General features: G+C 39.4%; 15 protein-coding genes. 3 read left to right on the top strand and 12 right to left on the bottom strand.

The features are described from left to right. The first annotated feature begins 64 nt into the window (after nucleotides 1-64). Nucleotides 65-1069, top strand: a complete 1005-nt coding sequence (locus tag EV200_RS12550; RefSeq protein WP_132533086.1) for a helix-turn-helix domain-containing protein — start codon at nucleotides 65-67, stop codon at nucleotides 1067-1069. A gap of 38 nt (nucleotides 1070-1107) precedes the next feature. On the opposite strand, the gene EV200_RS12545 is transcribed toward EV200_RS12550, so the two are convergent. The 4 genes from EV200_RS12545 to EV200_RS12530 are packed head-to-tail and all read right to left on the bottom strand — an operon-like array spanning nucleotide 1108 to nucleotide 7463. Then, nucleotides 1108-2355 (bottom strand): MFS transporter, encoded by a 1248-nt coding sequence (locus EV200_RS12545; protein WP_132533084.1) that lies wholly within the window; start codon nucleotides 2353-2355, stop codon nucleotides 1108-1110. Further along, entirely contained in the window at nucleotides 2355-4124 is a 1770-nt protein-coding gene (locus EV200_RS12540; RefSeq protein ID WP_132533082.1) for an IucA/IucC family protein, read from the bottom strand. The genes EV200_RS12545 and EV200_RS12540 overlap by 1 nt, the downstream gene beginning before the upstream one ends. Continuing rightward, a complete protein-coding gene (locus EV200_RS12535; protein ID WP_132533080.1) occupies nucleotides 4117-5109 on the bottom strand; it encodes a hypothetical protein in 993 nt (330 codons plus the stop codon). Before EV200_RS12535 ends, EV200_RS12540 begins: the two co-directional genes overlap by 8 nt. 32 nt (nucleotides 5110-5141) lie before the next feature. Next, a complete protein-coding gene (locus tag EV200_RS12530) occupies nucleotides 5142-7463 on the bottom strand; it encodes a TonB-dependent receptor (RefSeq protein ID WP_132533078.1) in 2322 nt (773 codons plus the stop codon). Nucleotides 7464-7886: 423 nt separating this feature from the next. Here EV200_RS12530 and EV200_RS12525 point away from each other — a divergent pair, with 423 nt between their 5' ends. Beyond that, nucleotides 7887-10295, top strand: a complete 2409-nt coding sequence (locus EV200_RS12525; protein WP_132533076.1) for a glycoside hydrolase family 2 TIM barrel-domain containing protein — start codon at nucleotides 7887-7889, stop codon at nucleotides 10293-10295. Nucleotides 10296-10681: 386 nt separating this feature from the next. Here EV200_RS12525 and EV200_RS12520 read toward each other — a convergent pair whose 3' ends face one another. The 8 genes from EV200_RS12520 to EV200_RS12485 all read right to left on the bottom strand — a co-directional run bounded on the left by EV200_RS12520 (nucleotide 10682) and on the right by EV200_RS12485 (nucleotide 22836). Next, the gene (locus tag EV200_RS12520; protein ID WP_132533074.1) at nucleotides 10682-11683 is read right to left on the bottom strand and encodes an aldo/keto reductase; all 1002 of its coding nucleotides are present in this window, start codon (nucleotides 11681-11683) and stop codon (nucleotides 10682-10684) included. 81 nt (nucleotides 11684-11764) lie between these two features. Then, a complete protein-coding gene (locus EV200_RS12515; protein WP_132533072.1) occupies nucleotides 11765-12670 on the bottom strand; it encodes a helix-turn-helix domain-containing protein in 906 nt (301 codons plus the stop codon). Between the two features lie 369 nt (nucleotides 12671-13039). Then, nucleotides 13040-14329: a TolC family protein gene (locus EV200_RS12510; protein WP_132533070.1), complete on the bottom strand. Its 1290-nt coding sequence runs from the start codon at nucleotides 14327-14329 to the stop codon at nucleotides 13040-13042. Nucleotides 14330-14340: 11 nt separating this feature from the next. Continuing rightward, complete coding sequence (locus EV200_RS12505) at nucleotides 14341-17451, bottom strand: efflux RND transporter permease subunit (RefSeq protein ID WP_132533068.1); 3111 nt, start codon at nucleotides 17449-17451, stop codon at nucleotides 14341-14343. Between the two features lie 10 nt (nucleotides 17452-17461). Next, nucleotides 17462-18523, bottom strand: a complete 1062-nt coding sequence (locus EV200_RS12500; RefSeq protein ID WP_132533066.1) for an efflux RND transporter periplasmic adaptor subunit — start codon at nucleotides 18521-18523, stop codon at nucleotides 17462-17464. A 55-nt stretch (nucleotides 18524-18578) separates the two neighbouring features. Continuing rightward, on the bottom strand, nucleotides 18579-19172 hold the full coding sequence (locus EV200_RS12495; RefSeq protein ID WP_132533064.1) for a TetR/AcrR family transcriptional regulator: 594 nt from the start codon (nucleotides 19170-19172) through the stop codon (nucleotides 18579-18581). A 143-nt stretch (nucleotides 19173-19315) separates the two neighbouring features. Continuing rightward, the gene (locus EV200_RS12490) at nucleotides 19316-20467 is read right to left on the bottom strand and encodes a PepSY-associated TM helix domain-containing protein (RefSeq protein WP_132533062.1); all 1152 of its coding nucleotides are present in this window, start codon (nucleotides 20465-20467) and stop codon (nucleotides 19316-19318) included. Between the two features lie 2 nt (nucleotides 20468-20469). After that, nucleotides 20470-22836, bottom strand: a complete 2367-nt coding sequence (locus EV200_RS12485) for a TonB-dependent receptor (RefSeq protein WP_132533061.1) — start codon at nucleotides 22834-22836, stop codon at nucleotides 20470-20472. A 671-nt stretch (nucleotides 22837-23507) separates the two neighbouring features. On the opposite strand from EV200_RS12485, the gene EV200_RS12480 reads away from it, so the two are divergent. Beyond that, nucleotides 23508-24053 carry an RNA polymerase sigma factor gene (locus EV200_RS12480; RefSeq protein ID WP_165877925.1) on the top strand — a complete coding sequence of 182 codons (546 nt, stop codon included), beginning with the start codon at nucleotides 23508-23510 and terminating at the stop codon, nucleotides 24051-24053. Nucleotides 24054-24093: the final 40 nt, after the last annotated feature.

The following is a 24093-nucleotide window of genomic DNA, read 5'->3' as shown; positions in this document are numbered from 1 at the left end:
AAGGATTTTTTTTTACAAGAAATGTAAATTTTGATAATCGTTTCGTCAGAATTCCTTTTTTTTTATGATTATTGTCAATATGGGGATTAATGTTGGAAAAGACTATGGAGCCTGGAAAAATGTTGGAGGAAGTTTTGAGCAGTTTCCAGATCAGAAGCAATTTATTAAAGAAAGCAAAGACCAATACCATTTTTCATTCAGTGATGCTGAATTATTTCAAATAACTACTCCCAATCTTTATATTGTTTACGGAGATATTTTATTTAAACGACATCAACTTTATTTTAGTCCCGCTAATGATGTACCAGATATGGTTAAGTTGCGTTTTACGCTATCTGGAAATGGAACGATATATAATAAGGTAAACCAACAGCGGTATCACTTTAGTTCTAATCAACAAAATATTATCTATATGCCTGAACTGGATGGTACAGGGGAATATGATACGCAGCAAAATTATCGTTTTTTTGAAGTACATTTTTCGAAAGAAAAGTTTTTACAACTGGCAGAAAATTCAAATAAGGCGCTTCAGATTTTAGCGGATCACCTGGATAGTGGACGTTATGCACAGATTGCTGAACAAGATTTGCCCATTACCTGGGCCATGCAAAACTGCATGCAGGATATCCTCAATTGTACTTACACTGGTAGATTAAAACTCCTATACATTGAATCTAAATGTACAGAATTGCTGGTGCTTCAGGCCGAATCCTTTGAAAAGGCAATGACTAATCAGAATATATCCTTGCCATCTGCTTATGATAAAGATTGCATTTTTTTTGCAAGAGATTACCTGATAGAGCATATTCACCAGCCGCCTTCTATTGCTGAATTGGCTAAGATATGTGGCATTAATGAATTTAAGCTTAAGCAAGGTTTTAAGGGCATGTTTGATAAGAGCATTTTTGGCTATTTAAGCGATCACAAATTGAACCATGCTAAAATGCTCCTTCTTCAGGGTATACCGATAAAGTCTGTTGCATTTCAGATGGGCTATTCTTCTGTTCAACATTTTAGCAATGCGTTTAAAAATAAATTTTCCGTTCCACCAGGTAAGGTGAAAAATTGATAAAGAAATTTGATTGTTTTTGGTAAAATGGCTCACCCTCAATTGATATTGAGTTTTCGGTTAATTCTAAATAAAAACATATAGCTGGCTAAGCAGCATAGAAATCCTAAACAGCCCATTAAGCTATAAACAAAACCAACAGATAGTTTACCGGTGATCAACGTAAAAAATAAGATCCCCAAAGAAACAATGCCACTGTCTGAAATTAATACCGACATCACTTTTCCCCTGATTTCTGTGGGTGTGTTGAGCTGAAAGATGCTGCGGCCTGTGCTTCTGAACAATTGACTCATTAATCCTAAGGCAAAAATGATTAGAAAAAGGGATAGCGAATTGCCTGCAAAGCCCAATAAAAATAAGAAAAAGCAAGAAAGCATTCCCATCCACGGCCATAACCGGAGCAGGTGATCTTGAGTGATGTATTTTAGTAAGAGTCCACCAAGTACCGCACCAAAGGCTTCCGTAGCACTAATTACCCCAAATGATTTTGCATCTAAATGGAATGTATTTTTTACCAGTAGCGGAAGCATAGCCCCAAATGGAAAAAGAAAAAACATGAGTGTAACACTCAATATTAAGCTATTGCGCAAAACAGGAGATTGCCTGATATAAGAAATCGCAAAAATGTAGCCTTTCTTTACAGGCCCCTTACTGGTGTCCTCTTTGTGGATGGGTATGGCAGGGAGCAAAAAAAGGATTAGAAAAGAGGGTATCTGTGAGCAAAAATCTGCAATAAGCAAAGGTGTGATGGTCATAACTGATAGCAAGTATCCGGCTAAAACCGGAGCAAAAATAGCCGCGAGGTTTAAACTGGATGCATAAAAACCAACTGCCTTTGCGATGTTTTCCTTTTTAACAATATCTGGCAGCAATGCATTTCTGATACTGGGCTCTGCACTGTCAAAAACATTCCGTAAAAAAACAACCGCTACGATATAGATCCAGTGTAAATCAGATAGGTTCCAGATCACTAAAATTTGCAAACCTGTCGTAATCATTAAACCGGAATATACTCCAATAATCAGCTTTCTACGGTCCATTCGGTCGGCAAAATAACCGCCGACAAAACTCATGAAAAACCGAGGAACTGTTCTCGCAAAAAATACCCAGCCTAATACTTCTGCAGATCCTACCGAATCTACAATATACCATCCCAGTGCAGAAAGCGTCATGTAATCGCCCAATGCACCGATAAATGAACAGATCAGAAATTTAGGATAAAATGTACCTGACAGATCTTGATCTGCCAGGTTGTTTTCTGCTTTTTTATTAAGAAATATAGCCATTAGCTGATATTGAACATTGGGTTAGGAATAGCCTGATATAAAGTTTTTTCTGCAATGCGCATTCTCAATAAGGGTTTTATCATCAGTGTCGGACTAAAAAGCATTCCGCAAAAGTCATTCTTTACCTGGTCAGGTACTTTACAACTTTGGATGATGCGGATACTGGTTTCTTTAACTTTTCTCCAAATCTGCTGCTCAGGTATTGCATAGGCACTGGCCGTACAACTAATAATGCCACCGATAAGGTTATTAAAAAGTGTATGCATCAGTTCGCTAACCGTATCTCTGTAGTTCATAAAAGTTGACGTTTCTCCGTAAAAAAGGTGTTTCTGGTCGTTCAAGGAATGGTAAGTTTCTACCACTTGTACACTGCCAAGGTCCCGGTAAGCCAGTGCGCATGCCTGATGAGATTCATCAAAAACGATCATGGTATTTTGTCCGTGAAGGTCGAGGGCGATACCTTCAAGAAGAAATACTTCTAACGGCATGGTTAACAGGGTGTCAATCAACTGATCCAGGTAAATTTCCACTGATAATTTGGACTGATCAATAAACTGACAAAGGAGTGGACTTGGGTGTAATTTAGTGGAGTGTGTTAAAGCCGCTGCAACAACCATGGTTTCTCCTGGTAAACAATAGTTGATCGGATCATTTCTTAAAAGAAAAGACAGGCCTGGATTTGTTTCTCCTTGAATTTTAAGATGCGCCGCACATACGTCACTGATCATTCTTCCACGTTTATTAGCTATGGAGGGGATTTTCTGAGCCATATCCGGAATCAGTTTACTAAATTCAATACCGTTATATAAATCGCGGAGGGTTAAGGATCTTTTAACACTGGTAGCCTGAACATTGATAGGAACCTTGATGTGGTAGAATGGCTGGTTGGCAGTGGCCGGTAAAAATGCAGTTCTCATGGATAAGGTGGGTAGAACTTGCATCGCCTCATCTTCGAGTTTAAATAAAACCCCACTGTCTATATGCGCTTTATATGCTTTCAAAATAACATGTTCGTACTGCCAGGGGTGAACCGGCATAATCAGGTAATCCTCAGCTTGTTTATGTGATAACCGTTCAGCACTGTATTTCGTCCAGATATCAATTTCATCCGAATGCACCAGATGTGATCGATGTACAGCTAGGAACTGTAAATTAACCTTCGGCGAAAATTCCGGACTGTAGGCTAATACATCTTCCCTGGAAAATCCCATTTTGGTTTTGGCGCAAACATGGATGGGATGCCCTTTAAAAGGTATGATTTCTGAATTTAATAATGTTTCCCGTTGCTGAAAAACAGATTGCTTTGCTAAAATTGCTGCTTTAATGTAGTGGTTGACCTGATCTGCATGTTCTGCTTCATGATCAAATGCCATAGCCAGATGATCTAAACAGTTATTGATTTCAGCCCTGATTTTTTTGCTACAGGCATCTTCTGTTTTCCATAAATCCAGTATGCAGTTCAACAGCGCCATCACATCAAGCTCTGTTAAATCACCATCATTTCTGAGTAATACCACTGATAAATAAACCGTGATATTCCTATCATTTGCTTCTATGCAGGTTAAAACCCCACCATTGGAAGGAAGAACAATCCGCCTTACTTTAAACTGATCGTTAACAGTGGTTAAAATAAGCTGCCGCTGATCTGAACTTTCATGAATTAGGGCATAAAGCAATCTTTGCATCACTTCCTGACAAGCTTGAGCGTAACCTGCTGTTTCAGTTTGCGGCAAAATAGGGGAGTATAATTGTTGGGCTGAGTTATTCATGATGGGCTTGTTTAAATAAATAATCAAGGTATTGCGAAACCACACGTCGGGGTTTTCCTTCGGTAGGATACTCGTGATCGACCATGCTGGGCCGTATGTTCACTTCGATTACTGCAAATGCAGACTCCTTATAAGATATCGCAATGTCTTCACATCTGAGATCTATCCCAATTACATCAATGGCGGATACCGCTGCTATTTTCTTGGCCAGCTGAAGGTTATCTGGATGAATATCTTCTGTTTTATCAATTGCCAGTGCACCTGCCCATCCGTTTCCACAATAGCTGATGTAAATTTTTTCACCTTCGCCGGGGATATACTGAAAATTCAACCCCTGTAATGCTAGTGCCCGTGCTACATCTTCCATCGGAACTGGAGAAAGCATTTTAAAATTCCGATCATAAACGGCTGTGCCCTCTGTTTCTCTTTTATCATTTTCAGTTTCGATCAGCTGTTCCAGTTCATCTTTTCCATTGCCGGTTACATAAGCCCATTCGTTTAATAGCACACCAGCAAGCTCATCTCCGATCAGTAAAATCCGGTAATCTTTACCTGCTGCCTGACGCTGAAGAATGGCATGGCTACTTACTTTTCGTACATTTAAGAAAGCATGCTCCAATTCTTCTTGATTGGAGATATTCATGTGGATTTCAACACCCTTATTGGTGTCGAAAGGTTTAATTACCAAAGGTTTATGTTTATCCAGAAATGATCTGGCATCTTTTTGAAGATTAGCACAGAACATAAATTCAGGAATAGGAATCCCGTGGCTGTGAAGCAAAGTATTGGTGGCCAACTTGTTTTCTGAAATGGTAGCTGCCATATGGCTTACATGTGGAGACACGCCACGGTTGATGAAAATTTTACGGTCTCCTTTTTGCAGTACAAAAATCTCTTCATCCCCAGGCACCAGAAGTTCACAGCTGATGCCTTGTTCCTCACACCTTTTCTGTATCAGGACACTATGTATATTTTTAAATCGCATGTTGATCGGTAGATTTAGGTATAACTTATCGTTTAAAATTTCATAGCGATAGAACCAATAATCTGTCTCAGCATTTGCGGTTGTGCATCACTGTTCCAATACTTTTGGTTGGATAGGTTATTCATTTTAACGGAGGCAGTCCAGGTTGGTTGATTATAACTAACGGCTGCATTTAATACAGTATAAGAAGGTATGGTAATGGTATTTGCGGCATCCCAGTATACATCGCTTACATAATTGCCGCCAAAGCCACCGCCAAAATTTTTCAAAAATCCACTAACACATTGGTAATTCATCCAAAGGTTAAAGACCTCACCCGGAGCACCTGCAACTTTTTTCCCGATCAGTGAGGGATCACCTGATATAAATTTGTTGCTGTTTTTGGCATATCCGGATATAATGTAAAAATGATCAACAGGCTCCGCATTCAATTCCGCTTCAAAACCTTTGCTTCTTTGAGTACCACCCTGTAAGCTAAAGTTATTGTTGTCGGTATAAGTGGCATTATTAACCTTAATGTCGTAAAAGCTTAAAGTAAAACCCAAATGTTTGTTTAACAGATCCGTTTTCACTCCGCCTTCCCATTGGTTGGCTTGCTTTGGTTTAAGTCTGAGTGTACTGCCATCAGGCTGGGTAACAGGGCCCTGATTTAGAAAACCATTCATGTAATTTCCAAATACGGAAACTTTCTGATCTACAATTTGATAAATTATTCCGAATTTAGGAGATAAGGCCGTTTGCTGGTAGTCATCTTTTACCGGAAGACTATTCTCAATGCTGGCCTTGTTTACAAACTGATCCAATCGCAAACTTGCCATTACGAGAAGGCGTTCGGTTAGGTTAATAACGTCAGAAGCATAAAGGCTATAATTGGTTTGCGTATTCTGATAATAGCCTGGTTTAGTGGCTGCCATCAGGGCATTGGCACGCTGTGCAAATAAAGGAGAGAAATTTTTATTTACATTAATGGTATCATAATTAAAGTAAGCATAGTTCAACCGGGTAATGGTACTCGTAAAATCTGTACCAATAACTGCCCGGTTACGCATCTTGCCTATTTTAAAATCACCGTTAAAATTCTGTTGAAATTGAATGAATGAAAGTGTACGGGCGCTATACATGCCGATATTCCTGGTCATGGTAGAATCCGTCAGCCATCTTGGATAAAGCTGATTGGCATAATCTACATAACCATTACTGAAGTTCAAGTTGGTGGATGAAACCCATTGATCAGACAATTTATAGGTTGCCTTGGTAAAGAAATTAGAAATGGTTGTTTTAGAATCCACATCATCACCACCAATATATTTTTTGTAATCAATAGGGATATCCTTGAAATTTTTAAAGGTAGTATTGGGGCCGAATGATGGATAGGGTTGTTGTGTTCTGGTTACTGCTGCAAATTCAGCATCAACCAGGAAAGTAAGCCTGTCATTTATTTTATAAAGAAAACTTGGTGCAGCACTTATACTTTTATAACGTCCGATATCCTGAAAACTATCTTCTGCATGATAAGCCGCATTCAGCCTGAACAATGATGTTTTTGATGAATTTAAAGGGGTATTAACATCAGCAGTCACCCGCATCAGGCTATTGCTGCCTGTAAAAACGGCTACTTCGTTTGATGCTACAGGATTTGGAGTTTTAGTGATTTTATTAATTAGACCACCAAATGATATCGCACTTGATCCAAAAAGGGTTCCGGCGGGTCCTTTTATCACCTCCACCCGTTCAATATTAATAGGATCAGACTCTGCCCGATATTGAGTCACCATGCCATTGCGGATCGCATTCCGCGTATCAAATCCTCTTATCCAGGCACTTACCGTACCAATAGGAGTGTAGTAAGCCACTACGCCAGCGGCATTATTAATTACATCCTTGCTATTAAGGGATAATTGGTTGCGAATAAGTTCTTTTGGAATAACGGAATAAACCTGTGGATTCTCCAGGTTTTTTAATGGGATTCTGGCTACCTGATCGCTCTCTTTATATAAATATTTGTGTGCCCTGAGCGCACTAACCGCTACTTCTTCCAGTTCTTTAGAGGTTTCGCTGATCACAAAATCAACGTTGGTGGTTTCGCCAGATTTTATTTCAACAGTTTTGGTCTGAGTTTGGATGCCTATAGCGGAGAGTTGGATTATTTGATTTCCTAATGGTAGATTTTTGATTTTGTAAACACCATTTCCGTCCGTCACACTTCCGAGTGCAGTACCTGAAACAGTTACGGTAATACCAGCGGCAGCATTGCCATCTGTGGTGGTGATTTTTCCTGTAATGGTTGCTGGTTTTTGTGCCTTAACCATCAGTACTGAGATCAACATTAAAAAAAGTACGACTTTGATTTTCATATAAATTTAACCTTAGATAAATATTATAATTATTTAGACTGAATAAAAATAATAGCCAAAGTTGTGTAATATTTTTGATAGATCAAAAAATAAATTAGTGTGAATATGATTAAAGAAGAGAGGTAGAATGATTAAGTATAATACTTGTTATATTTTTATTTACCTGTATATAAGTAGTTTAAGTATAAAATATTAATTCAATTTTGCCATATTAGTTTGTGGTTTACCAGTAGAAAATAGTAAATCATTATTTGAAAGTCTATCTGGTAGTATGTTCGTATTTATGATTGATATGAAAGTTCGATTATAAAATGCTTGGATTTGATATAGAAGATTGGCTGGTGTATAAGGGATCATTTTCTCTAAAAAATAATTGTCTTAATGACGTTTATTTTGCATTTTTAAAATCTTAAGACCTCAGTTATGAATGCGCTTTTAAAATCTATTTTTTTTGTTTTTTTAGTACTTTTTTTTCATCAGTCCTATGCACAAACCAGCACATCTCGGAAGCAATTATTTGATGACAATTGGAAATTCCGGCTAGGCGATTATTCTGAAGCAAAAGGAAAGGATTTCGATGATGCCAATTGGCGAAATGTTGATCTACCTCATGACTGGAGTATAGAAAGTAAAATTAGCCCAAAAAATACTACGGGTGGCGATGGTGGGTTCTTCGAGGCTGGCATTGGCTGGTACCGAAAGCGATTTACTTTTCCCGAATCATTCAAAGACAAATTAATCAGCATTAATTTCGAGGGTGTTTACATGGATGCAGAAGTCTTTATCAATGGTCATTCCCTCGGCAAATACCCTTCCGGATATAGCCCTTTCAGTTACGATTTAACGCCATTTATTCAGTTTGGAAAAGAGAATATCCTATCGGTTAGGGTAGATAACTCCAAACAAAAGAATTGTCGGTGGTATAGCGGATCGGGAATTTACAGGCATGTTTGGATGATAACCACTCATCGAATTCATATTCCACAATATGGTTTAAACGTAGCTACACCAAAGGTTACGGCAAATGAAGCCACTATTCAAGTCACTACGAAAGTAAAAAATCAGACTAACCAATCCATGACGGTTACGCTTAACACCAAGTTAAAAATACCTGGTTCAAATAAAACTATATCACGCAAAAGCGATATTAAGCTCAAGGCCAATGATGCAGTTGATGTTAACCAGGTCATAATAGTTTCTAAGCCTGAATTATGGTCTGTATCCTCACCAAAATTATATGTTGCGGAAGTAAGTCTTACAGCTAAAAATATAGTTTTTGATCAAAATGCTGTACAATTTGGAATTCGTTCAATCAATTACTCCGCAGAAAAGGGTTTTGAACTAAATGGAAAGCTGATTAAATTAAATGGAGGTTGCGTACATCATGACAACGGTAGCCTGGGTGCTGCCGCCTTCGATCATGCAGAAATCCGAAAAGCAGAGATATTGAAAGCAGCAGGATTTAATGCCGTAAGAACTTCGCACAATTTACCTTCAGAGGCATTTCTTACCGCTTGCGACCGCCTGGGGTTATTGGTGATTGACGAGGCTTTTGATGGGTGGAAGGTTGCTAAAAACAAATATGATTATGCCATGTATTTCGACAAATGGTGGAAAAAAGATATCGATGCGATGGTTAGTCGTGATAAAAATCATCCTTCAATTATCATGTGGAGCATAGGGAATGAGATCATTGAACGGAAGGATCCCCAGGCGGTACAAACTGCTGAAATGCTTGCCGGAGAAGTGAAAAGGCTTGATCCAACCCGTCCTGTTACCTCTGCCATGACTACCTGGGACAATGATTGGGAAATCTTTGATCCATTAATGGCCAAGCATGATATTGCAGGATACAATTATCAATTACACCGGGCAAAAGATGATCATAAAAGGGTTCCAGCCCGGATTATTCTTCAAACAGAATCTTACCCCAGAGATGCTTTTGCAAACTGGAAGCTTGTTAGCGAAAATCCATACATCATTGGCGATTTTGTTTGGACTGCAATGGATTATCTTGGTGAATCTGGAATCGGTCGATGGTATTATTCTGGTGAGGCTGCAAATTTTCATTCTTCCCCAGAAGTTTTCCCGTGGCATGGTGCCTATTGTGGCGATATTGATCTCACTGGCTGGCGAAAGCCTATATCACATTACCGAAGCATGCTCTATAATGATCATGAGAAACTCTATTTTGCAGTTCGGGAACCTGAACCGAAGCCTTTGGAAATTAAATTAACGGATTGGGCAGTTTGGCCTACTTGGGAAAGCTGGACCTGGCCCGGGCATGAGGGAGATAGCCTGCAAGTAGTGGCCTATAGTAAATACCCGTCGGTGAGCTTGTGCCTGAACGGCAGACTTTTAGCAACTCAAGCAACCGGTATTAACGAAGAATTTAAGGCCGTATTTAATGTACCCTATGCACCTGGCGAATTAACAGTGGCAGGTGTAGCAGATGGAAAAGAACTTGAGCGAAAAACTCTTGCTACCTTCGGATCCGGAGCACATCTTGTATTAAGTGCTGATCAAAAAAATATACGTGCTAACGGACAAGACCTTATTTACGTAACCGTACAAGTGAAAGATGATAAGGGCAATTCCGACCCGAATGCCAACGATAAATTACAGTTCAATTTGGATGGTCCCGGAAAAATTATCGGAGTAGGCAATGCTAATCTAAAAGATATAGAGCCCTATGTTGGTACAACACACCAGCTTTGGAAGGGTCGTGCGCTGGTGATCATCAGAAGTACACAAGAACCGGGAGAAATCAGGCTAAAAGTGAGTTCTGCAAAACTTCATGAGCGAACTTTAGCAGTACAGGCGATTAAATAAGTTTTACTAAATCACTTCCGCATTAAAATCCTATTGAAGTAAGGCTGGTATGTATCTGAATATTTATTGTGACAAAAAGAAAAGGGGAATCATCCAATGGACGATTCCCCTTAAATCTAAATTAACGCTCTCTATACTAAGACGCTTATGTTGGCTTATTATTGTGTAGACGCTTAAATTATTTTTTTATGTAAGTCAGCCAACTTACTGAAGTCTCAAAGGGTTGTGTGATGGAAAGACTTCGCCAGTTTAAACGTGATTTAATTTCACCACTAAATAGACTGGCAAAGTACTTCCTATACTCAGGCCACTAAAACTTCGTAAGTTGGTCAACTTGCTGATAGAAAAACTTCGCCAGTCTTAAAAATGATATGATCTCTTAACCATTAATGATTAACTAACTTCATTGCACCTTCACTATCGCGTTCACCAATTACAGGATATTGTTTAATCAGCTCATCGATAGCTGTAAGATCAGCAACCGTCAGGTTAACATCAATCGCACCCACATTTTCTTCCAGGTATTTTCTTTTTTTAGTGCCAGGAATAGGAATGATATTTTCACCTTGTGCTAAAACCCAGGCAAGGGCAAGTTGAGCTGGCGTGCAATTTTTGGTTGCTGCAAATGCAGAAAATTCGATAATTAGTTTATTGTTATTCTCAATGTTTTCAGGCTGATACCGAGGTAAAGTTCTTCTGAAATCATCATCAGCCAAGGTATTCACATTCAACGTATTGGTTACCAGACCTCTTGCAAGAGGAGAGTAAGGTACCAACGAAATGCCAAGTTCATTAACAGTCTGCAAGATTTCCTTTTCTACATCTCTGGTTAACAGCGAATATTCACTTTGCAGTGCTGAAATTGGATGTACTGCATGTGCCTTCCTGATGGAAGCGGGAGATGCCTCACTAAGTCCGAGGTAGCGTACTTTACCCTCTTTCACCAATTCTGCCATTGCGCCAACAGTTTCTTCAATCGGGATATTAGGGTCAACTCTGTGCGCATAATAAAGATCAATAGTATCAATCTTGAGTCGTTTCAGGCTTTGTTCAACAGCTATTTTTATCCAGGCAGGAGAGCCATCGAAATAAGTACCGGTTGCGTTGCTGGGGCCTGCAATTCCATCCTTAAAACGAAATCCAAATTTTGTTGCGATAAATATCTTATCGCGGTTAGGTACCAGTATTTTGGAAATCAGTTCCTCATTGGCACCATTCGCGTACATATCCGCAGTATCCCAAAAATTAATACCGAGATCAAGTGCTTTTTCTAATGTTGCTAAACTTTCCTTTTCATCTGTAGGGCCATAAGCAAAGCTCATTCCCATACAACCTAAACCAAGTGCAGATAGCTGTTCGCCTGTTTTTCCAAGTGTTCTATATTTCATGATGATCAAATTTTGTTTTTTCAAATGTAGGCATGAAAGCAAAATGCTAACTTATAACGATCAAACCGATCATTATAATATTCAAACAAATGAACGAACTTGAGTAGGTGCCAAACCAGTGTGTTTTTTAAAGAACAAAGTAAAGTAGGATGGATATTCGAAGCCCAGGCAATAAGCAATATCAGAGATGTTCCAGTCGGTATGTTGCAACAAAGCCCTGGCCTCCTTAATGATCCGTGCTGTGATATGGGTGGTTGTGGTTTTTCCGGTAACGTCTTTCACCGAGCGGTTGAGGTGATTAATATGTATGGATAAGGAAGCAGCGAAATCAGCCGGACTTTTCAGCTTGAGTATAAGCGCTGGGGAATCGATCGGGAATTGCCTTTCCAGTAATTCCAGAAACAAAGCCGAAACCCTGGAGGAGGCATTGGAATAAGTACGAAAATTGGTAGCTGCATTATTTTTCATGGCCTCATGAATCAGCAGGTGTAAGTAGCTGCGGATAACATCATATTTATGTGGGTAATCTGAAGCCATTTCTGCCTGCATTTTTTGAAATAGGATTGAAATTTCATTCAATTGAGCTTCATCAGGAAAGAATATTGGATTACTGCCTATTTTGAATAGTGGAGAATCCCGGAGATTATTTACCCGCTCGCTATGCTGAATAAAATCTTCAGTAAAAAGGCAATACCAGCCCGACTGCTCCACGGATTCTGCCTCCCAGGAATAGGGTACAATTGGATTTGTAAATAGCAATGCCGGTCTGTCAATTTGAATCCATTTATCTGCATAAAAGATTTTGCCCTGACCTATAATCAGCGAAACTTTATAGAAATCGCGGCGACTGTAAGGGCTCACTACAGAGCATGTTTCCCTGCTGAACACATTAATATGACCAATACCAACATTGCTTGGCGAAACATGTGTTGAAGCAGGGCTTGGTAATCTTTTATAAAAATCATCTACACTCTCAGCTTGTTTCATGCTGTAAATTTATAAAAATCAAATAATGATCTGAAATAAGATACGTGCTGAAATCAAATCATAATTAGGTTTTTCAAAGGCTTATATGAATCAATAACTGATTTATCCTTCAAAAAAAGGAGGGGGGAGTTTGATTTTACAATATGGGGCAGATTCGAGAAATGTTATTTTCTTTCGCCCTTTCCCTTCCAGTGGAAAGGTGCCGATAGGCGGATAGGGGAATTGCGATACAAGGGGCTTAAACCACCCCGCCCGATGGGCACCCCTCCTTAAAAAAAGGAGGGGAGTGGAGCGAATGGCAGACTGGATATAAAACGCAATAGATCAATAGAATGTGGTTTCTACTATTTAGTTCAAACCTAAAAGGTACTACATTTTATTGATTTTACCTGTTGCAAAGCGGTATGCAGCTAGCTTAACCCGGTAATCAGTAAACGCCGTATTGATAGTGGTTTCTGCCTGCTGATATGAAGCTTGTGCATCTAAAACATCACTGATACTATTTAAGCCAGCTTTATAATTATCTCTGTTTATCTTCAGGTTTTCTGAAGCTTGAACCAGGTTATCATTTGCATAATTAATTTGGGTAAGGGCATCTTTCAAATCATACCAGTATTTCATAATATTAACTTGCAATTGATTGCGCCCGTCGTTAAAATTATTTTGAGAAATTCTCTCAGTTATTTTACGCTGTTTAATCTTCTGGCGATTTGCTCCCCATAGATTTTCAGATAGCGGGATACTGAGCGTGGCAAATCCGATTGGCAAAAATGAACTTTTAAAAGCCCCGTTAAATGATCCGGCCTGTGATGCACTTAAACCAACGGACAGACTTGGCAAATTACTTGCCTTTTCTAGCCGGGTTTGCAAGGCATTACTTTTTACATCGAGAGCCAGTAACTGATAGCTGTAAAGATTTGACAAGGTAGTATCAGCCTTACTGGCAGGCAATGTTGGTAGTTTCGTTTTATTTAGGGTGTCTTGCATCACCATTAGCGAATCGTAAGGCAAACCGGTGTATACCGAGAAATCAAATAATGCAAGCATACGTCCGTTGTTGAGTTTACTTTTGTTTACCAATAACTGGCTCAACTGAACTTTAACCCTTAACAGATCGTTTTTTGCAATCAGACCGGAAGCGAGCAGGTCTTTTTGCGATTTAAGCAAACTGTTGAGTAACTCCTCATTAGCCCGGATGGTTTTTTGCTGCTCCTGCAAGTTTACTATATTCCAGTATTTCTGCTCGGTAAGCAATAACACGGAATCAGCTGATTGCCTGGCAAGAATTTTACTCGCCTGGAGCTTCAAAGCTGCCAGTTGGTTACTGGTGAGGATCTTGCCACCAGCATAAATGCTTTGGGTGGCGGTAACACCAACGGTGTATATGTTATTGATTCCTTTATCAAGTAGTGATGGAATTGGCGGGATAATATCTTTAAAGCCATATAAACCTAAAGCCGATCCGCTTACGCTTGGCAGGTAATATGATTTAGCAGATTGTACCCCTGCTTCTGCAGAACTTACACTCAGTTCGCCATTTTTAATGGCTTTACTATAGGCGTTTGCTGCCTTTAAACTCTGATCAAGCGTAATTACATTCTGTGCCTTTATTACACCACTTGATAAAAATAATACTATAAAAAAAATGAAAATTCTCATGTCAATGATTTTTAATTAGATGAAGGCTGAGTGATTTCTACCTCATTTTCTACTTTGTCTTCTTTTCTAAAAAACAACCAGTATAGGGTTGGTAAAACAAATAAGGTTAATAGCATGGAGATCATCAATCCAAAACAAATTACAGTTCCCAATGGTCCCCATAGTGCTGATCCGCTAATGATCATTGGGGTAACGCCAACTGCTGCTGCTGATGAGGTTAAAAAGATTGGTCGCATGCGGCGTTCTGCAGAAAGGGTTGCAGCTTCTAGAACGGTTTTGCCTTCATGCCTCAACTCTTCTGCATGATCAATCAATATAATTCCATTTCTAACCACAATGCCACATAACGCCAGTAGTCCTAAAAATGAGGTAAACCCAAAAGGATATCCCGTAACCAAGAGGCCAAATGATGCACCTAATAGAGATAAAGGCATAGTGGTAATGCTTAATATGGCATGCTTCAATTTTTTAAAGTGCCATATTAGAATTAAAAAAATCAATATGATACTCATTCCCAAAGCCGTTCCCATAGGGCCCTGGTTTTCATTTTGCATCTCCAGCTCTCCGCCATAGGTAATTTCAACATCGTTAGGGAGCTTTATCTTTTCAATGTCTTTCTGCAATGTAGCCAGCACGCCATTTGCTACTGCACCAGGTGCAACATCCATACGAACGGTGAGTGTACGGATACTGTTCCGACGTACTACCTGGCCTTCATGCCAGTCTGGTTTGATATTAGCCACCTGCCTAAGTGGTACTGTTCCTTTGGTTTGTTGTGAAGGAATATTTAAATCCAGTAAATCTGATGTATTGGTTTTGGATGCCTCGGGTCCTTTTACCTTCACATCAATCTGATAATTACCCTCCCAAACCCTGGTGGCATCTATTCCATCCGTATTCATGGCGATAGTATTTGCCACATCACTTTTCGTAAGGCCCAATCTCGAGAGTTCCTGTGTTTTTACATCTAAAAGAATTCCTTCCTCCATCTCATTGTAATCTGTTCTTGCCCAGGTAATCTGATCATTGGCCTTACCAATGGCGATGATCTTGTCGCCAATGTTTTTAAGTGCGGCGATATTATCTCCAGATATTCTTAATTCTATGGGTGCCGGAACAGCAGCCATATTAAGTTGCTTCATGCGCACATAAGCTGAAGGGAAGTTATTGCTATATTTTGTGGTGTATTCTTTGATAATATCTACAGTAGCATCTTCTGATATCGTATTCACCAATATTTGGGCGTAATTCTTGGCTGGCAGATTAGGTGCGTAAACGGTATGAAAGCGGGGTGAGCTATTGCCAATAAAACTGGTATAGTTCCTGATGCGCTCATCCTTTTTCATAATCCTTTCCATGTTTTTAACCACACTATCTGTTTCTTTGAGATTATATCCGCTTGGCAGGTTAATCTCAATTGCGAACTGGTTACGGTCAATGGTTGGGAAGAGCTGTTGTGGCAGAAGCCCCATAAAAATAATACCTATTACAATGGAGCCAAGTCCGAATAAAACGGTTAGTTTATAGTTTTTAATGGCGTTACCGATATGTTTATCAAAAAAGCTTTGCAAATAATCAAGCATTGATTTTTTTGTTTTTGGCTTATTAGGATCATGAAGACCAGTTTTAATAAACAATGTATTAAAATAGGGTACCAGTAACATGGAAATAATCAGCGAAAGAAATAATGCGATGGATATCGTTATCGGAAAAACGCTGATGAAATCTTTGGCTGTTCCAGTCATAAAAAACATTAAAGGAAAGAAAGTAGCTGATATAGCAAGTGTAGCAGTAAATACAGAAGGAAATAGTTCCTTGGCGCTGCTTCTGGCTGCATCCCATACAGACATTCCATGATCAATTTTCTCTACGTGGTTGTCAATCACCACAATCGGATCATCCACCACAATTCCCAACACTACAATTAGTGCAGCAAGAGTAACCGTATTTAATTCAATACCCATCAAGTACATAATCGCTATCGTTGCCGCGATGGTAATTGGAATAGTGGCAGCCGCAACGGCAGCAACCCTGAATGGAAGCAGGAGCAAGGCTACCAATACAACGCCAATTAAGGCAAATCCAAATTCTTTCATAAAGTGGGTGATGGACTCATCTACCACTTCTGGCTGGTTGGCAAGTTTCACCAGTTTGATGTCGGAGGGAAGCTTAGCACTAATTTTATCCAGCCGTTCTTCCAGCTCTTTACCAAAACTTACAATATTTTTCCCCTTAATCATTTCCAATGAAATGATAATGCTTTTGGTTCCATTAGCTGTAATGTAACTATCAGGATCACCATATTCCCTTTTGATTGTTGCCAGATCTCCAAGTTTGATGACGTTTCCATTGTCATCCCTGTGAATTACCTGTTGGGCGAGATCTGCCTCTGTTTTATAAAAGCTGGTGAGGTGAATTGGCCGCTCTAACGTTTGCCCATCTGCAGTTCCCGCCGCACTGATGGCCCCTTCATTTTGAAGGGTATTAATCAATAAAGAAGGTGATATGCCATTCTGCAATAGTTTATTATTATCTACATAGATGCCGATTTGCTCAGTTAGATTTCCGGTGTGTGAAATTTTGGCAACATCTTCTACATGACGCAGTTCGGCTTCAATATCCTCCACGTTTTTTTGCAATTCTTTGTACGGGCGGGTAGGTGATTCTACGGCTAAAAGAAGTGCAGAGGTGTTTCCGAAATCACTGTTAACCATTATTCCCCGTACCTCTTTTGGCAACTGGGCCTGTAAAAGGAGTAACCCATTTTTTATCTTGTTCCAGAATGCTTTGGTATCTGGACTATTGACATTTTCTGATACCTCTACGAAAATGTACATCATTCCATCACGAGAGTAAGAATATGTTTTTGTTTTGTTAACCTCGTTGTTACTGAATAAATATTCTTCTACTTTTTTAGTGAGTTGTTCTTCTACCTGAGCGGATGAGGCGCCTGGATAAAGACCTATCACCACACCTTGCCTGATGGTAAAATCAGGGAATTCATTGCGAGGCATTTTGAATAACCCAAAGATTCCCAAAATAACGAGCACAAAAGCTAATGTGAGGGGAAGCACTTTATATTGCATGGCCCATTCTATCATGCCATTTTTTTCTGTTTTCATTTTGCCTGATTTATTTTTGCACCGCAATAGGTGATTGATCGATTAATTTCTGAAAACCGGATATGATCAGGCGTTCATTGCTTTCCAGACCACTTTTGATCGCTAATCCATTGCTATAAAGTTGACCAGTTTTCACTTGTTTTCTTTTAGCCTTGTTGTCTGAGCTGGCCACATACACATATTGGTTTCCTTTTTCATCTACCTGAACGGCTTGTAAAGGCACTACAATTTCATTATTGCCTACATGGCTTTTATTGCTTTTACTGTCAAATACAACTTTGCTCAGCATCCCCGGACGAAGCTTTTGATCTGGATTATTAAGTTTTACTTTAAGGTTGTAGTTAGCACTGTTATTTAATGATAATACGCCAATCTCAGAGATTCGCCCTTCTAACTCTTCGTTATTTAAAGCTTCAATACGCACTGTAGCTTTTTCTCCGGTTTGATATCGGTTCACTTCATTTTCCGGAACTGATACCAGCACTTCAACAGATCGGGTATCTAACAACTTGATTACTGGCTGCCCCGGAGAAGCAATGGCACCAACTTCCGCATTCTTTTCACCAACATATCCACTTTCGGGTGCAAATAATTTGGTATGAACAATATTCTGATAGGTAGCTTTAGCCATCGCGGTGGCCTGGTCAAAATTTGATTTAGCCTCGAGCATTTTAATTTCTGCAATACTTCCTTTTTCAAATACAGTTTTAGTACGCCTGTAATTTTCTTCAGCAAGTTTAGCCTGCGCTGCCTGTGCCTGATATTGACTGCGGTATGTCGTTTCATCTATTGCAGCCACCAGTTGTCCTTTTTTTACAAAATCACCTGGTTGAACGGTAAGACTTTTAATGGTTCCGGAGACTTGAAAACTCAAATCAATTGATTTATTGGCCTGAAGTGTTCCATTATAAACAATTGATTGTGTATAATCCCCTGCTGCTGAACCAAGTTGCATAACCTGTACATTTATAATGTTTTGCGTTGCTTTGTGCTCTTTTTTATTAGTGCAGCCTGTAATACCGGATAGCATAGCAAGTGATGCACCGGCGATTAAAAAATTGATTCTATTCATGATTAACATTTAACATATTGTGTATTTTTGTCGATAACTTGCGTAAAAAAAAGGTCTATTGTAGTCCTTTATGAAAAATTGAAACCAGCCAAAATAATTTAGCTTCCATTTCTGGGAAACGATCAAAAATCAAAATCTCCTGCTCAAAACTTCTGAAAACTGTAACTATTGTTTCTGCTAAAAAACGTCTGTCTTCTATATTTAACGGGAGAATTTCTTTCCGATCGATAGCGCGGTCGATTAAATCATTAAGCATCTTGGTTTCATCATGAATGATAATCCTCATTTTAGTTAACAATAAGGCTGGATCTTGCTTCAGATCAATTAAGGCAAGATGATATTTCCGACTCATGGCTTTGATACCTTCCAGTTTCTTCAGTTCATATTTAGAAACATTCACCGCCATTGTTGATTCGGTATCAATTTCTTTCTTTGCAGCAATGAAAACCTGTTCAAGTAATTTTTTTGAAACTGCATCAAATACTTCCATTTTATTACCGAAGTAGTGGTAGAGTGAACTTCTTCCCATACCACTGGCTACAGAAATATCATGCATGGAAACACGGTGAAGACCATAGCGCTCGAATACGCCCAGAGCTGCATCAACTATACTATCTCTTACACTTTCATCAGGTACATTAGTTTTCATGTCGACAAAAATACTAAATATGTCGAATGTTCAAAATAAATATTAAAATATTTTATTTAAGAGATAGCGCGATTGTTAAGCTTCAGAATTTTATTTCTGGTTATTGATCCAATATATTGTGAGAAATATGAAATATGGCCAATTTATTTGTGATCTTTTCTTTTCTTCGGTATGGCTTTGTTATACCACATGATAAAGCCTGTTATCGGCATAGAGGCACAAATTAAGGAAATGATGAATGCTAGGGTTTTAGAAGGAATCCCTGCAAATGCACCAGTATGTAAATCGTAATTCATGCTTCTGAATTTTTCGCCACCAATCACATTCCTGTCATTATAATGCATGAGCATTTTTCCGGTGTTGCGGTCAAAATAATACCACTCAAAAAGGTGTGTGCGGTTTTTGGCTAATCTCACCTGCACATCAAGTGGATCAGTTTCTTTTTCCCTGAAGCGGATGGAAAAAAGATCAGCAGCATAATGTGTTTTTAATAGACTATCTACTATACGGTCTGTTGGTTTAGCGGGATAATTGATGTTTGGTGTTGATTTCGGAATGCTTCGCTTTTTGATTGTTTCTGCACCGTTTGCTAAGTATTGTACCGATTGATCGGCCCATGAAAATGCGAAAACCAATCCGGTAATGCAAATCAGCATGGCGGGGATTAATGCATAAAATCCTAGGACATTATGTAGATCATAGTTGAAGCGCTTTTTCCCTACACCTGGCTGAAGCAATAGCCCTTTTTTGAATCCTCTCTTTGTCCATTTTCTTGGAAACCACAATATAAGGCCAGTCAACAATAAAACAAAAAAACAAGCCACGGCTATTCCGGTAATCATGGTGCCGATGGAGTCGCCCAGTAATAAATTCATATGCAGATTCAAGATCAGCTGAAAGCATTCATTTTTGGTATTTTCAACATATACTACTTTGCCAGAGTAAGGGTTGATGTATACACGATAATAATATTTATACTGTTTCCAGTAGCCGAATGCCTTTTTATTTGTAGCTGATGCACGAAATACCCAGCTGCGGTTTTTGCCCGGATAAATTTCTGCACGTGATATTTTGATTCCTGGTTTAAGGGCATGTTGCGCCTCATCCCGCAGTTGAGTGAAACTTAAAAAACGATCATTTGTACCGTTTTTAACATATAATCTATCCTGGTAGAAAAACTCTTTAAGCTCATCAGAAAAAACATTGATGCAGCCTGTTACACTCACAATAAAAACAATCAGACCTGTAATCAGGCCGATCCATTTATGTAACCAAAAGAATGTTTTCCTTAGCATTTCTAAAAGGAATAATTTAGGTTCAAGCTCATGGTTGCGCCAATTCCACGAACATATTCTGCATCTATTGCCCGGTATTGGCTCACTACAGGGTAATAAGAACTGTTTAGCAGGTTTTCTACGCCTAAACCTGCTGACCATTTCTGACTGAAGCGATAGCCCGCCGAAAGGTTAAAGAGACTTACTTCTTTTACATCACCTTCACTATTGGCAAACAGGCCATTTGCACGAACATCAAACCGATCACGGCTTCCGGTGTAAACCCAGAATAATTTTAAATCAAGTGCTGATACGGGGCGATAAGTTAGATAAGCGGTTGCTTTTGGCGGGGCAATGCGCAAGCCATTCATATAAACTTTTGTTCCATTGGCTTGCTCTGCTTTTCCCTCGGTATAAGAATAGCTGCCTCCAAGTGACCATTGTGGACTAACGTTTAAATCTGCCGTAATTTCATAGCCCTTTATTTTCTCTGGCTCACGCTGTGGTACTAAAAATCCATCAACATCTACCAGGTTTGCGCCTAGTTTTGAAGTACTGATGAAATAGGCTGCTGTTACGTTCAAAATGCCTAACCTGCTGCTGAAACCTGCTTCATAATTGTTGGTGATGATGGGGTCAGTGGCAATACTTTCCAGCGTGCTGCTGGTCGCTGTTCTTAGGATTCGGCCCAATTCGTTGATGGCAAAGCCTTGCGAAAAACTCACAAAAGGGTTAAAAATTTCATATTTATTATACCTTAAACCAGCATTATAAGTGGTGGCACGATAAGGAATTTTTCCTCCGGTAACCGGAATACTTCCTTGTCCGTTAGGTCCGCGGGCAATGGTGTTAAAATCCTTTACCTTAACGGTGGCGTTTTCATAACGGATGCCTGCTTTAAGGATGAAGTTGGTGAGGATATCAAATTTCATTTGGGCGTATGGCGCTACATTTAGCATATTCATATCAGGGATGTATACCCTTCCATCTGTCAGCACTTGATTGGTACGGTCATTTAATAAATCCAGTCCATAGGTTAATTCACCGTTTCCTAAACTTCCCGCTTTCCATGGCGTATTTAAGGTTAGCCTGATCCCTTTTTTGAAAGACTGTATTTTAGTTTGTCCGGGGCCATACCAGGCTGTTCCCTGTGCAACATAGCGGTTCATGGAAACAAATCCATTGTAATAGGCCGATAAATCAAGGCTGTTTGATAAGGGGAGGGCATTATTTCGATAAGCAATTAAGGCATTATGGTTATAAGGTGTACCCGCTGCCTCACCAGGGTCATCACCTTTTTCGCCTACTGAAGGGGTAACACCATATTTGCCTACCACATTAACGTAATCGCTGTTTTGGACACTTCTGAACAGATTATAAGAAGCCACGATTTCGCTATGGTCATTCGGTTTGTAGGCAAGTTTAACAAAGGCATTATACAATGAGTTTTCTCCGAGGCCATCAGGTTGGGCAATGACATTGCCTTTGGCATCTTTCTGTACGCCTGTATAATTATAAGTGCCATTAATTACATAAGAAAACTTATTTAACGTTCCTGAAAAACCTTGGGAAAAACGGTAACCTAAAGTATTGGATGGATGCGCTAAATTACCACTAATCCCCATGCTTGAGGTACCGCTGAGTGCTTGATCAGCAGCAGCTTTTTTAGTGATGAAGTTGATAATACCGCCTGCAGATCCGTTTCCATAAATAGAGGTTGCGCCTTTTATTACTTCAATTCTTTCAATAACTGCAGGATCTAGCGTTCTGATATCACGGCTTCCATTCATCAAGGGGGTAGATTGAGGAATGCCATCAATTAAAACCAAAACCTGCCGGCCGCGAAGGGTTTGCCCGGCGTTGGTGGCTTTATTGTTTGAGGTTCCGAGTCCGGGTACAGTGTTCCCTAGTATGGCAGTAACAGATGGATTGACGTTTAATTGTTCCTTCACCTCACGTGAATTTAGAATGGTCACAGAAGAAGGAACGTCTTTTAAACTCTCTGCTTTCCTTCCTGCTGTTACAATGACTTCATTAAGTGAATTTGCAGGCTGAAGCACGAAGGCGACATTAAGGGTTGAATCATTTGCGAGTACAATATCCTTTTTTAAAGTTTCATAGCCAATTAGGCTGATGGATATGCTGTATTTCCTAGATGATAAGTTGTTTAAAATAAATTTACCTGAGATATCAGTCTGACTCTTTTTTCCATTACTGATGCTTATTGTTGCATAGGGTAATGGTTGTCCGTCTGTATCACTTACTGTGCCCGATAAAGTAGCTGTAAGTGAATCCTTTTGCTGGGCAATGGAATGCAGTGGGAAAAGTAGAAATAATAGGAGAGTAGTTGTGCTAAAATTTAAGAAATAGGAATAGTTTCTTTTAAACATTATAAGTAATGGCTTAAATCAGGAATCGCTTTGATAATTATACTTTTCGCAAATATATCCTTATTTAGATTGAATACAAATTATATAGGGTAAATTGCTGATGAACTTTTCTTTTTGCCCTTTCCCTTTCAGGGGAAAGGTGCCAATAGGCGGATAGGGGCTTATCAATTTGGATGCAAGGTTCAAAGATTCCTCCACTACGGTCGGAATGACGATTTCTCCGAGTGGAATTTGTTTTTACTTCGCCCTTTCCTTTTCAGGGGAAAGGTGCCGACAGGCGGATAGGGGTGAACTTCCTATAAAAACTGACGAAGTTCTTCCACCTCAAATGGCCTTTGAAACTTCGTAAGTTAATGTTTGATTTTACGATATGCGTTTCGAGAAATGTATTTTTATCGCCCTTTCCCTTTCAGGGGAAAGGTGCCGACAGGCGGATAGGGGCTTATTAATTTGGATGCAAGGTTCAAAGATTCCTCCACTACGGTCGGAATGACGATTTCTCCGAGTGAATTGGTTTTTACTCGCCCTTTCCCTTTCAGTGGAAAGGTGCCGCTAGGCGGATAGGGGCTTATTCATCCCTGACAGGCGGATAGGGCTTATCGTAACAAAACTGTTTGGCAACACACACTTAATATTGGCTTAATACCCTGTTTGGTAGTTTTGTAATGCCAATGGTAAGCAATCATAAAACTGACAAACAACTTCTGGAAGCATTATGCCTTGGGGATGAAACAGCCTTTCGTAACCTCTTTAACAGGCATTGGGAGGCATTATTTGCCTTTGTGAGTAGGATGGTTGGAGAGGATGAACAGGCTAGAGATATTGTTCAGAATACATTTATTGTGGTTTGGAAAAACAGAAATCAATTGATCATTGGTGATAGTTTAATGCCTTACCTGATAAAAGTAGCCCGAAATGAAACCATCTCTCTTTTTAGAAAAAATAAAGTAAGATTGGATGGGATGGAGTTGTTGGCCAGGGACTTGCATGCAGTTGAAAATCCTGAAAACCTCTTTATCACCAAAGAACTAAACGCTACCATCGAGGTGGAGATGATCAAAATGCCTATGAGTATGAAAAAATGTTTTCAGCTGAGCAGGTATGAAAACAAATCCATCCGCGACATTGCCAAAGAACTATCACTATCTGAACAAACCGTAAAAAATAATATTTCGGAAGCACTGAACAGGCTTCGAAAACGCATAAAGTTAACGTAATGGTAACTTTATTTTAAAGTACTTTCCGGGTACTTGTTCG

The sequence above is a fragment of the Pedobacter psychrotolerans genome, assembly GCF_004340665.1.
GTDB lineage: Bacteria > Bacteroidota > Bacteroidia > Sphingobacteriales > Sphingobacteriaceae > Pedobacter > Pedobacter psychrotolerans.
The sequence above is the reverse complement of the archived record's forward strand: the minus strand, read 5'-3'. Positions and strand labels throughout refer to the sequence as shown.

Bases quoted from the DNA above. Each gene is read 5' to 3' on its own strand.
- EV200_RS12550 (WP_132533086.1), top strand. From the start codon at position 65: ATGATTATTGTCAATATGGGGATTAATGTTGGAAAAGACTATGGAGCC.
- EV200_RS12545 (WP_132533084.1), bottom strand. From the start codon at position 2,355: ATGGCTATATTTCTTAATAAAAAAGCAGAAAACAACCTGGCAGATCAA.
- EV200_RS12540 (WP_132533082.1), bottom strand. From the start codon at position 4,124: ATGAATAACTCAGCCCAACAATTATACTCCCCTATTTTGCCGCAAACT.
- EV200_RS12535 (WP_132533080.1), bottom strand. From the start codon at position 5,109: ATGCGATTTAAAAATATACATAGTGTCCTGATACAGAAAAGGTGTGAG.
- EV200_RS12530 (WP_132533078.1), bottom strand. From the start codon at position 7,463: ATGAAAATCAAAGTCGTACTTTTTTTAATGTTGATCTCAGTACTGATG.
- EV200_RS12525 (WP_132533076.1), top strand. From the start codon at position 7,887: ATGAATGCGCTTTTAAAATCTATTTTTTTTGTTTTTTTAGTACTTTTT.
- EV200_RS12520 (WP_132533074.1), bottom strand. From the start codon at position 11,683: ATGAAATATAGAACACTTGGAAAAACAGGCGAACAGCTATCTGCACTT.
- EV200_RS12515 (WP_132533072.1), bottom strand. From the start codon at position 12,670: ATGAAACAAGCTGAGAGTGTAGATGATTTTTATAAAAGATTACCAAGC.
- EV200_RS12510 (WP_132533070.1), bottom strand. From the start codon at position 14,329: ATGAGAATTTTCATTTTTTTTATAGTATTATTTTTATCAAGTGGTGTA.
- EV200_RS12505 (WP_132533068.1), bottom strand. From the start codon at position 17,451: ATGAAAACAGAAAAAAATGGCATGATAGAATGGGCCATGCAATATAAA.
- EV200_RS12500 (WP_132533066.1), bottom strand. From the start codon at position 18,523: ATGAATAGAATCAATTTTTTAATCGCCGGTGCATCACTTGCTATGCTA.
- EV200_RS12495 (WP_132533064.1), bottom strand. From the start codon at position 19,172: ATGAAAACTAATGTACCTGATGAAAGTGTAAGAGATAGTATAGTTGAT.
- EV200_RS12490 (WP_132533062.1), bottom strand. From the start codon at position 20,467: ATGCTAAGGAAAACATTCTTTTGGTTACATAAATGGATCGGCCTGATT.
- EV200_RS12485 (WP_132533061.1), bottom strand. From the start codon at position 22,836: ATGTTTAAAAGAAACTATTCCTATTTCTTAAATTTTAGCACAACTACT.
- EV200_RS12480 (WP_165877925.1), top strand. From the start codon at position 23,508: ATGGTAAGCAATCATAAAACTGACAAACAACTTCTGGAAGCATTATGC.